Genomic DNA, 11,200 nt, shown 5'->3' on the forward strand with positions numbered 1-11,200 from the left:
CCACGATCTCGACTGGCATGGTTCTCCTAGGGGGTGTCTCGTCGATCAGGCCGCGAGCCCGGCTTGATCGGCGAGACACCCCCTAGAGGCGAGGCGGGGCGGTGGAGAGCCGGACCTTGAGTTCGGTCGCGAGCTCCATCCGAGGGCTGACCAGGGGTTGGCCTTCCAGAAGCAGGAACAGTGCGCGGGCGGCGAGCCGGCCCATCTCCTCCAGCGGCTGACGTACCGTCGTCAGTGGAGGTGACAGCCATTCGCCCATCGGCAGGTCGTCGAAGCCGACCACGCTGAGGTCCTGCGGGATGCTCAGTCCGCTCTGCCGGGCGGCCTCGTAGACGCCCATCGCCTGCTGGTCGCTACCGGCGAAGACGGCCGTCGGCGGCTCGGGGAGGGCGAGCAGTTCCTGCGCGCACCGGAACCCGCCCTCGTGCTGGAAGTCGCCGAACCGGATGAGGTCGCGGTCGACCTCGATCCCGGCCCGCTCCAGGGCGGCCCGGTACCCGTCGATGCGGGCCTGGCTGCAGAGCATCTCCTTGCGTCCGCCGATCGTGGCGATCCGGCGGTGCCCCAGCTCCAGCAGGTGCTCGGTGGCGGCGAGGCCGCCGGCCCAGTTGGTCGCTCCGATGCTCGGCACGCCATTGCCCGGCAGGTCGATCGGGTCGATGACGACCAGTGCCACTCCGGCCCGTTCGACCTGGGCGCGCTGGGCCTGGGTGACCGAGGCGGTGACGAGGATGACGCCGTCGCTGTGGTGCAGGACCGGCAGTGCGGCCCAGCTCGACGGCGTGGCCTCGCCCGGCGGGACGAGCGACACGACGGTGCCGACGCTCCGCTGGGCGCACTCGGCCTCGACGCCACGCAGTATCTCCACCGCCCACGCGCTGTCCAGACCGCCGATGATCAGGTCGACCAGGCCCGACCTGCGGGCCCTGGGCTGCCGGCCGGGCTGGAGGTAGTTGTGGGATCGCAGCAGGGTCTCGATCCGTTCGCGCGTCGCGGGTGCGACATCGGAGCGACCGTTGATCACCTTGGACACGGTGGCCTGGGAGACCCCTGCCGCCGCGGCGATGACGGCCAGGGTCGGACGCTGCTCGCTCAACTCATCTCCTCTGCGTGGACGTCTTCGTCCGGCGATAGGTACCGCAAACTTTTCGAAAGAGTTTCCGGTCGTGTGACCTGCTTGTCAACCCTGTAACTGGCAGATGTCTTTGGGAAGTTCGGTGGCGGGTCTTGACCGAGAAGCCGCAGGTTCCTAGTTTGTGGCAGCGCAGAATTCGAGAAAGTTACGAAAAGTTTTCGAGCTCGCATCGGCATCACTCACCCCGGAGGTCTCATGGCCAGCACTCCCCCGAGCCGACGAAGCTTCCTGGCCCTCACGGCCCTGACCGCACTGTCCGTCCCGCTGGTAGCGGCCTGCGGCGGTGACGGCTCCGGCGGCAAACCGGCGGCCGACGGCAAGGTGACCTTCGCGTGGTGGAACATCGCCACGACGGAACCGGGCAAGTCCCTCTTCCCGCAGATGGCCTCGGCGTTCACGGCCGCTCACCCGAACATCGGGATCGAGACGACCTCGTTGGAGAACGAGGCGTTCAAGTCCAAGCTGACCGCCACCAGCTCGTCCGGCAAGCTCCCCGACGTCTTCCAGACCTGGGGCGGCGGCGTGCTGCGGCAGCAGGTCGACGCGGGTCTCGTCGAGGACCTCACCGACGCGTTCGGCTGGGCGTCCGACCTCACTCCGGTGTCGCTGCAGGCCTATCAGATCGAGGGTCGGACCTACGGTGTTCCCTACGACATCGGCATGGTCGGCTTCTGGTACAACAAGAAGCTCTTCGCCAAGGCCGGGGTCACCGCGCCCCCGGCCACCTGGGCCGAGTTCCTCGACGTGGTCAGGAAGCTCGAGACGGCGGGCGTCACTCCGATCGCCCTCGCCGGCAAGGAGAAGTGGCCGGGCCACTACTACTGGGCCTACCTCGCGATGCGCGTCGCGGGCCTTCCCGCGCTGCAACAGGCCGCGACCGGCAAGGACTTCACCGGCGCCGGCTTCGTCCAGGCCGGTGCCCACCTCAGGGAGCTGGTCGACCTCCAGCCGTTCCAGCCGGGCTTCCTCGGCGCCGGCTACGCCACGCCGGGCGGCCAGGCCGCGACCATGGGCAACGGCAAGGCCGCCATGGAGCTGATGGGGCAGTGGGGACCGTCGGTGCAGAAGGACGCGGGCGCCGACCTCGGAGCGGACCTGGGCTTCTTCCCCTTCCCGACGGTCGACGGCGGTGTCGGCCGGGCCACCGAGGTGTTCGGCGGCGGCGGTGGCTTCGCGCTGCGCAAGGGCGCCCCGAAGGAGGCGCTGGACTTCCTGAAGTTCTTCGTCCTGGAGAACGAGTCCAAGCTGCTGGCCTCCAACGGCTACCTGCCGGTGGTCAAGGGCGCGGAGCGACAGCTCAGCGACGCCAACAAGAAGGTGGTGGCCGACAGCCTGGTCAAGGCGACGGGTTTCCAGCTCTTCCTCGACCAGGCCTATCCGCCGGCGGTCGGCCAGGAGGTCAACGACAGCGTCGCCGACCTCATCGCGGGCAAGAAGACGCCCGAGCAGGTCACCCAGTCGATCACCGAGGCTGCGAAGGGTGCCTAGCTCCGTGGCCACCCCCACCAAGGGCCGGGTCAAGGAGCGGACGGAGAACGTGGTGCCGGTCCGCCCGCCCGACACGGCCCGGTCACTCCTGCGCGGTCTTGCAAGCTGGGCCTCGGTCGCCTGGTTCCTCGTCCCGGCCCTGGTCCTCTTCCTGGTCTTCGTCCTCGCCCCGATCGCCGTCGCCGTTCGCACCAGCTTCTTCAAGTGGGGCGGGATCGGCCCCATGGACGACTTCGTCGGCTTCGAGAACTACACGAAGCTGTTCGCCGATCAGGTCTTCCTCGGCGACATGGGGCGCGGGCTGTACCTGATCATCCTGTCGATCACGGTGCAGTTGCCCTTCGCGCTGTTCACCGCCGTACTGCTCAACCAGAAGCTGCGCGGCCGGGCCGTCTACCGGATGCTGTTCCTCGCGCCGTACATCCTGTCCGAGGTGGTCACGGCGGTCCTCTTCACCATGATCTTCCTCCCCGGCGACGGCGTGGCCGACCATCTCGTCGGCGCCCTGGGCCTGGAGGGGCTGCAGGGCAAGTGGCTCGCCGAACCCTCGACGGTGATGCCGACCCTGTTCCTGGTCATGACCTGGAAGTACTTCGGCTTCCACATGATGCTCTTCCTCGCCGGGCTGCAAGGGATCCCGCGCGAGATCCTCGACGCCGCCTCCCTCGACGGCGCCGGCGCCTGGCAGCGCTTCCGGTACGTGACGCTGCCGCTGCTCGGCCCGACGATCCGGATCAGCGTCTTCCTTTCGGTCATCGGAGCCATCCAGCTCTTCGACCTCGTCTGGGTCATGACGGCGGGCGGCCCCAACCACTCCTCCGAGACGATGGCGCTCGCGATGTTCCAGTTCGGGTTCAAGCGCTACCAGGTCGGCTACGCCGGCGCGATCAGCGTGGTGCTCTTCATGATCAGCCTGGTCTTCTCCCTCTTCTACCAGCGTTACGTGCTCCGCCGTGACGTGAGCGGGGCCGTCACCACAGGAGGCGGCCGATGAACGCGCGCAGGGCGGTACGCGGCCTGTCGACGCACACCGTGGTCTGGCTGATCGCCGCGTTCGTCGCCGGTCCGCTGATCTACGCGGTGATCTCCGGGTTCAAGAGCACCAGTGAGCTGACGAGCAATCCGTTCGGGCTTCCGGCGCACTGGAAGACAGGCAACTACACCGGCATTCTCGGCGACGGGATGTTCTGGCGGCAGATCGCCAACAGCGCGGGCATCGCGATCGGCACGGCCTTCTGCACGGTCGCGGCCTCCGCCATGGCGGCGTACGCGCTGGCCCGCTACGCCTTCCGGGGCAGGGAGCTCTTCTACACGCTGTTCACGATCGGGCTGATGTTCCCGTTCGCGGTGGCCGTCCTGCCGCTGTTCCTGCTGCTGCGCACCTTCGACCTGCTCGACAACCCGCTCGGAGTGATCCTCCCGCAGGCGGCCTTCGGGCTCCCCATGACGATCATCATTCTGCGCGGCTTCTTCCGGACCATCCCGGCCGAGGTCGAAGAGGCGGCCATCATGGACGGCTGCGGCAAGTTCCGCTTCTTCTGGAAGATCCTGCTGCCGATGGCGCGGCCGGCGCTCGGCACGGTCTCGGTGCTCGCGATCGTCGCGAGCTGGAACAACTTCTTTCTGCCGCTGCTGGTGTTCAACGACCCGAAATGGCAGACGATCCCCGTCGGCGTCCAGCAGTTCCAGGGCCAGTACTCGACCGACTACGCGCTCGTCCTCGCCTACATCGTGCTCGCCATGGTCCCCGCCCTCGCCTTCTACGCCGTCGCCGAGCGACAGCTGATCGGCGGCCTCACCGCGGGCGCCACCAAGGGCTGACCGTCCCGCGCCACCAAGGGCTGACGCGTCCCGCGCCACCCCCACTCCGAGGAGACCTCGTGAAACGTCTGAGCGCATTGACATGCGCCATTTTGTTAGCGCTAACATCGCAGGCCGCGGCCGAGTCCCCGCGACCCGCGGCCGATCCCGAACGCATCGCCGTCGACTTCCGCACCGAACTCCAGCCCATCGACGGATTCGGCTTCTCGATGGCCTTCCAGCGGGCCGACCTGCTGCACGGCGCGCGTGGCCTCAGCCCGGCCAAGCAGCGCGAGGTGCTCGACCTGCTGCTCAGCAGGGAGAAGGGCGCGGGCCTCTCGATCCTGCGCCTGGGCATCGGGTCGTCGACCGACAGGATCTACGACCACATGCCGACGATCCTGCCGGCCGACCCCGGTGGTCCGGACGCCACGCCGAAGTACGTCTGGGACGGCTGGGACGGCGGCCAGGTCTGGCTCGCCAAGGAGGTCAAGGCCTACGGAGTCAAACGGTTCTTCGCCGACGCGTGGAGCGCCCCGGCCTTCATGAAGACCAACGGAAGCGAGAACGACGGCGGCGAGCTCCGGCCCGAATGGCGTCGGGCCTACGCGAACTACCTCGTCCAGTACGCGAAGTTCTACCGGCAGGAAGGCATCGGGATCACCGACCTGGGGTTCACCAACGAACCCGACTGGACGGCGACCTACGCCTCGATGCGGTTCACCCCGCAGCAGGCCGTCGACTTCCTCAAGGTGCTCGGGCCGACCGTCCGCGCGTCCGGACTGAAGACCCGGCTGGTCTGCTGCGACGCCGCCGGCTGGGACCGACAGGTCGCCTACACCCAGGCCATCGAGGAGGACCCGGCGGCCGACAAGGCCGTGCGGACCGTCACCGGTCACCGCTACAGCGGCCCTACCGCCGTCCCGCAGCCGACCGACGAGCGCGTGTGGATGTCGGAATGGTCGCCGGACGGCTCCACCTGGAACGAGAACTGGGACGACGGCAGCGGCTACGACGGCCTCACCGTCGCGGCCGACATCCAGAACACCCTGACCGTCGCCCACGCCAATGCCTACGTCTACTGGACCGGCGCGTCCCTCGGCGCGACCCGAGGGCTCATCCGGCTCGCCAACCCCGGCGACGACTACCGGGTGTCCAAGCGGTACTGGGCATTGGCCGCCTTCAGCCGCTTCATCCGCCCCGGCGCCGTCCGCGTACCGGTCGCGAACGCCGACTCCGCCCTGCGGATCACCGCCTTCCGCAACACCGACGGCAGCCGCGTCATCGAGATCCTCAACACCGCCACCACCGAAACCTCCGCCGCCTTCACCCTTCGCGGCGGGCACGACCGGCACCCCGACGCCTACGTCACCGACGAGACCCGCTCGATCACCCCGGCCGACATCGTCGCCACACACGGTACGGCCCTCACGGCGACGCTCGCCCCGCGCGCCCTCACCACGATCGTCCTCGACTGAACCGCCCCGCACCCCAGGAGTCATTCATGCCCGTGTCCCGGCATCCCATCGCCCTGTCCGCCGCGGCCTGCCTCGCGGCCGGCCTCGCCGCCGCGCCCGCGACGGCCGATCCCCGCCCCAGGACGCTCGGCGAACTGGCCGAGAAGCACCACAAGTACTTCGGCGCCGCCACCGACAACCCCGAGTTCACCGACGCCGCCTATCTGAAGCTCCTCGGCAGCGAGTTCGGGCAGACCACCCCCGGCAACGCCATGAAGTGGGAGACCACAGAACCCCGGCGCGGCGTCTTCGACTTCACCGCCGCCGAAGAGGTCATGACCTTCGCCAAGGCCCACCACCAGAAGGTCCGCGGCCACACCCTCGTCTGGCACAACCAGCTCCCCGCCTGGCTCACCGAGCGCAGCTGGACCGCCGACGAACTGCGTGCCGTCCTCAAGAACCACATCCAGACGGAGGTCCGGCACTTCAAGGGCCGGGTGATCCACTGGGACGTCGTCAACGAGGCCTTCAACGAGGACGGCACCTACCGCGAGTCGCTCTTCTACAAGACGCTCGGCCCCGGCTACATCGCCGACGCCCTGCGCTGGGCCCACGAGATCGACCCGCACGCCAAGCTGTACCTCAACGACTACAACGTCGACGGCATCGGCCCCAAGAGCGACGCCTACTACTCCCTGATCAAGCAGCTGAAGGCCGACGGGGTCCCGGTGGGGGGCTTCGGCATCCAGGGCCATCTGGCGCTCCAGTACGGCTTCCCCGCCGACGTCCGGCAGAACATGCAGCGCTTCGCCGACCTCGGGGTCGAGGTCGCGGTCACCGAACTCGACATCCGGACGCCCCTCCCCGCGACACCGGAGAAGCTCGCCACCCAGGCCACCTGGTACGCGGACTACGTCAAGGCCTGCCTGGCGGTCCAGAAATGCGTCGGCGTCACCGTCTGGGACTACACGGACAGGTACTCGTGGATCCCCTCGGTCTTCCCGGGCGAGGGCGCCGCGCTGCCCTACGACGAGAACCTGACGCCCAAGCCCGCGTACCAGGCGATCAGGAAGGTGCTGGGCGGATGATCAGAACGGCGATCGTCGGAACGGGCGGGATCGCCGGCATCTGCCACGTTCCCGCCCTCCGGGCACAGGCGCACCGGGCCGAGATCGTGGCGGCCGTCGACGTGGACGCCGCGCGCGCTGAGGCGTTCGCGGCCGAGCACGGCATCCCCGCGGTCTACACCGACCTGCACGCGATGCTCGACGAGCAGAGCCCTGACGTCGTGCACCTGTGTACGCCGCCGTACCTGCACGCCGAACAGGCGATGGCCTGCCTGGAGTCGGGCGCGTGGGTGTGGTGCGAGAAGCCGGTGGCCCTGTCGCTGGCCGAGCTCGACCGGATCCAAGCCGCCGAAGGGCCCGCCGTCGCGGGCGCGGTGTTCCAGCACAGGTACGGCTCGGGAGCCCGGTACCTGCGCGACCGGATCACGGCCGGGACCCTGGGCCGTCCACTGGTCGCGCAGTGCGTGACAGCTTGGTACCGCGACGACGCCTACTACGAGGTGCCCTGGCGCGGTACCTGGCGGAGCGAGGGCGGCGGCCCGACGCTGGGCCACGGCATCCACCAGATGGACCTGATGCTCCAGGTGCTCGGCGCATGGGCCGAGGTTCGCGCGATGGCCGGTCGCCTCGACCGCGCCGTCCAGACCGAGGACGTGTCCGCGGCCCTGGTCCGGTTCGAGAACGGAGCCATCGCGACGGTCGTCAACAGCGTCGTCTCCCCACGCGAGGAGAGCTACCTGCGGTTCGATCTCACCGAGGCCACGGTCGAGCTGCGGCATCTGTACGGGTACTCCAACGCGGACTGGACGTTCACCTCCAGGTCGTCCGGCGTGAAGTGGGCCCCGCCGGACGACCTGCCCAGCTCGCACACCGCCCAGCTCGCGGACTTCCTGGACGGCTACGAGGCCGGGATCCGGCCTGACCTCGGCAGATCCACCATGGAACTGGTCACCGCCTTGTACAAGGCCGCGATCACCGGCCTGCCGGTCCGGCGCGGAGAGATCGACACGGTCGACCGGTTCTACGGCTCGCTCGACGGGGGACGTCCGGAGGTGTTCCGATGACGTTCGAACTCCTCGAGTACGAGGACTCGCTGATCGTCCGGACCCGCGGGACCGACCTCTTCCGGTATGTGCACCGGCCGGTCATGGACCCCTTCGAATCGCCGAAGCCCTACCTGCATCCCGTACGCACACTCGCCGGCGACGTGGTCACCGGGTACCGGCCGCACGACCATCGCTGGCACAAGGGGCTCCAGATGACGGCGTCGTGGGTGTCGGGGCAGAACTTCTGGGGCGGTGGCACCTACCTGCGCGGCCAGGGTTACGTGGACCTGCCGAACCTCGGCACGATGCGCAGCCTCGCCGTGTCCGCCGAAACGGGCCACGGCCGGGCCGTCGTCGCCGAGGACCTGGCCTGGCACACCATGGCGGGGGAGCACTGGATCGACGAGCGCCGCACGCTGACCGCACGCGACGTCGAGTCCGACTCCTGGACCCTGGAGGTCACCACCGCGCTGACCAACGTCCACGACACCGCCCTGTCGTTCGGCAGCCCGGGCACACAGGGCAGGGAGCTGGCCGGCTATTCCGGCCTCTTCTGGCGTGGCCCGCGCGACTTCACCGGCGGTGACGTGATCGGCCCCGCGATGGGGGAGAAGGGCGACTGGCTGGCCTTCGTGGGCACGCACGACGAGGTCGACCGTTCCTCCACGCTCCTGTTCCTGGACGATCCGGTAGTGCCCTGCCAGTGGTTCGTCCGCAGTGAGCCGTTCCCCGCCGTCAACCCCTCCCTGGCCTTCGACAAGGAACTGCAGCTGCCCCCGGGCGACACGCTGTCGCGCCGCTACCGCATCGTCGTGGCCGACGGCGCATGGACCCCCGCGCGCCTCTCCCGCCACATCGAGGAACACCCGTGGTGACCCCGTTCCCCGGCGGCGTGGGGATCTCCGGATTGACCGTGTACGACTGGGAGGCCGCCGACGGGCTGTGCGGCGGCACACCCCACATGCACCTCGTCTGCTCCGAGGCCTACGTCGTCGTCGACGGCGCAGGCAGCGTCCAGACGCTCGCCACCTCCGGCTTCGCCGACACCCCGCTGCACCCCGGCGACGTCGTCTGGTTCACCCCCGGCACGATCCACCGCCTCGTCAACGACGGCGGCCTGCGCCTCGTGGTGCTGATGCAGAACGGCGGACTCCCCGAGGCCGGCGACGCCGTCTTCACCTTCCCCGCTCCTGTGCTGGCCGATCCCGACGCCTACCAGGCGGCGGCCGCCCTGACCGGCGACCGGGCCGCGGCAGCGCGCCGCCGCCGCGACCTGGCGATGCAGGGTTTCCTGGACTTGCGCGAAGGCGGGCTGCGGGAGTTCCACATCGCGGCCCACCGCCTGAAAGGCGAGCTCCTGGGCGACTGGCAGATCCGCTGGCGTGACGGCCCCCTGGCCGCAGCCGAAGGGACCGGACGCCAGCTGGAGCGGCTGAAGGCCGGAGACCTCTCCCACCTCGACCACGGCGCAGTGTCACGACTGGAGCGCCCGGAGCACCAGCTCTTCGGCATGTGCGGCCTCCTTCACTCCTATCCCGTCCCCGACTCCCCGACGCGGCCGGTCCGCGGTGCGTCGGGGTCACCTCACCCCCGTCCCCCCAAGGAGCTGTTCTGATGCGGTTTCACCGACCACCCCTGGTCCTGAGTCTCGTACTCGCGGTCCTGTCGTCCCTGTTGCTCGGGACCGCTCTCCTCAGTGCCCCGCCCGCCGCCGCGGCGAGCGTCGACCCCAACGGCTGGTATGTGCTGGTCAACCGCAGCAGCGGTAAGGCCCTGGACGTCTACAACCTGGCGACGGACGACGGCGCGCGCATCACCCAGTGGACCAGGAACGACCAGAACCAGCAGCAGTGGCAGTTCGTCGACGCCGGTGGCGGTTACTACCGCATCAAGTCCCGCCACTCCAGCAAGGTGCTGGACGTCCAGGGCGGATCCACCGCCAACGGCGCCCCGATCGTCCAGTGGACCGACCTGAACGCCGCCAACCAGCAGTGGCGGCTCGCCGACAGCGCGGGTGGCTCTGTGAGGCTGATCGCGCGCCACAGCAACAAGGCCCTCGAAGTGCAGGGCGGCTCCATCGCCGACGGCGCGAACATCGTCCAGTACGACGACTGGGGCGGCAGCAACCAGCAGTGGCAGCTCGTCCAGGTCGGCGCCGGCAACCCCGGCACGTGCGATCTCCCGTCGACCTACCGCTGGAGCTCGACGGGCGCGCTGGCGCAGCCCCGGTCGGGGTGGGTCTCGCTCAAGGACTTCTCCGTCGTCCCCTACAACGGCAAGCAGCTCGTCTACGCGACGACGCACGACACCGGGACGAATTGGGGCTCGATGAGCTTCAGCCCGTTCACCAACTGGTCGGAGATGGCCTCGGCGGGTCAGAACGCGATGTCGAGTTCCGCAGTCGCGCCCACGCTCTTCTACTTCGCGCCGAAGAACATCTGGGTGCTCACCTACCAGTGGGGTGGGACCTCCTTCTCCTACCGGACGTCGAACGACCCCACCGACCCGAACGGCTGGTCGTCGCCGAAGGAGCTCTTCTCCGGCACCATCGCCAACTCCGGAACAGGCCCCATCGACCAGACGCTCATCGCCGACGGAACGAACATGTACCTGTTCTTCGCCGGTGACAACGGCAAGATCTACCGGGCCAGTATGCCGATCGGGAACTTCCCGGGCAGCTTCGGCACGACCTCGACAGTGATCATGAGTGACACGACGAACAACCTGTTCGAAGCCCCGCAGGTCTACAAGCTCAAGGGCCAGGACCGCTACCTCATGATCGTCGAGGCGATCGGCTCACAGGGCCGGTACTTCCGCTCGTTCACGGCCACCAGCCTGAACGGCTCATGGACACCCCAGGCCGCGACGGAGAGCACCCCCTTCGCCGGCAAGGCCAACAGCGGCGCCACCTGGACCAACGACATCAGCCACGGCGAACTGATCCGCGCCGGCGCCGATCAGACCATGACCGTCGATCCCTGCCATCTGCAATTGCTCTACCAGGGACGCAGCCCCGGCTCCGACGGCGTCGACTACGGCCTCCTGCCCTACCGGCCGGGCCTGCTGACACTCCAGCGCTGACGCCCTGACACCGGCGTGGGGGGGGGGGGGGGGGGAGGGGAGAAAGCACAAACCAGAGCTCGCCCGTTTTGCGAAAAACCCAAACCCCTCCCTTCCCGGCCCCCAACCACACCACCACCCACAAAC

General features: G+C 68.9%; 10 protein-coding genes. 9 read left to right on the forward strand and 1 reads right to left on the reverse strand.

Annotation, left to right across the window (positions count from 1 at the left end; genetic code table 11):
- Positions 1–82: 82 nt before the first annotated feature.
- Positions 83–1,096 carry a LacI family DNA-binding transcriptional regulator gene (locus tag ACZ7HT_RS29425; RefSeq protein ID WP_471171423.1) on the reverse strand — a complete coding sequence of 338 codons (1,014 nt, stop codon included), beginning with the start codon at positions 1,094–1,096 and terminating at the stop codon, positions 83–85.
- A gap of 234 nt (positions 1,097–1,330) precedes the next feature.
- On the opposite strand from ACZ7HT_RS29425, the gene ACZ7HT_RS29430 reads away from it, so the two are divergent.
- The 9 genes from ACZ7HT_RS29430 to ACZ7HT_RS29470 all read left to right on the forward strand — a co-directional run bounded on the left by ACZ7HT_RS29430 (position 1,331) and on the right by ACZ7HT_RS29470 (position 11,074).
- The gene (locus ACZ7HT_RS29430) at positions 1,331–2,623 is read left to right on the forward strand and encodes an extracellular solute-binding protein (RefSeq protein ID WP_471171424.1); all 1,293 of its coding nucleotides are present in this window, start codon (positions 1,331–1,333) and stop codon (positions 2,621–2,623) included.
- Positions 2,624–2,711: 88 nt separating this feature from the next.
- Positions 2,712–3,617, forward strand: coding sequence for a carbohydrate ABC transporter permease (locus ACZ7HT_RS29435; protein WP_471171489.1), 906 nt, complete (start codon positions 2,712–2,714; stop codon positions 3,615–3,617).
- A complete protein-coding gene (locus tag ACZ7HT_RS29440; protein ID WP_471171426.1) occupies positions 3,614–4,444 on the forward strand; it encodes a carbohydrate ABC transporter permease in 831 nt (276 codons plus the stop codon). The genes ACZ7HT_RS29435 and ACZ7HT_RS29440 overlap by 4 nt, the downstream gene beginning before the upstream one ends.
- Positions 4,445–4,503: 59 nt before the next feature.
- The gene (locus tag ACZ7HT_RS29445) at positions 4,504–5,901 is read left to right on the forward strand and encodes a glycoside hydrolase family 30 protein (RefSeq protein WP_471171428.1); all 1,398 of its coding nucleotides are present in this window, start codon (positions 4,504–4,506) and stop codon (positions 5,899–5,901) included.
- A gap of 26 nt (positions 5,902–5,927) precedes the next feature.
- A complete protein-coding gene (locus tag ACZ7HT_RS29450) occupies positions 5,928–6,968 on the forward strand; it encodes an endo-1,4-beta-xylanase (protein WP_471171429.1) in 1,041 nt (346 codons plus the stop codon).
- Positions 6,965–8,011, forward strand: a complete 1,047-nt coding sequence (locus ACZ7HT_RS29455; protein ID WP_471171431.1) for a Gfo/Idh/MocA family protein — start codon at positions 6,965–6,967, stop codon at positions 8,009–8,011. Before ACZ7HT_RS29450 ends, ACZ7HT_RS29455 begins: the two co-directional genes overlap by 4 nt.
- Positions 8,008–8,868, forward strand: a complete 861-nt coding sequence (locus ACZ7HT_RS29460; protein ID WP_471171432.1) for a DUF6807 domain-containing protein — start codon at positions 8,008–8,010, stop codon at positions 8,866–8,868. Before ACZ7HT_RS29455 ends, ACZ7HT_RS29460 begins: the two co-directional genes overlap by 4 nt.
- On the forward strand, positions 8,865–9,608 hold the full coding sequence (locus ACZ7HT_RS29465) for a cupin domain-containing protein (RefSeq protein ID WP_471171491.1): 744 nt from the start codon (positions 8,865–8,867) through the stop codon (positions 9,606–9,608). The genes ACZ7HT_RS29460 and ACZ7HT_RS29465 overlap by 4 nt, the downstream gene beginning before the upstream one ends.
- Complete coding sequence (locus ACZ7HT_RS29470; RefSeq protein ID WP_471171434.1) at positions 9,608–11,074, forward strand: non-reducing end alpha-L-arabinofuranosidase family hydrolase; 1,467 nt, start codon at positions 9,608–9,610, stop codon at positions 11,072–11,074. Before ACZ7HT_RS29465 ends, ACZ7HT_RS29470 begins: the two co-directional genes overlap by 1 nt.
- Positions 11,075–11,200: the final 126 nt, after the last annotated feature.

The organism is Streptomyces sp. NPDC037410 (assembly GCF_055602235.1).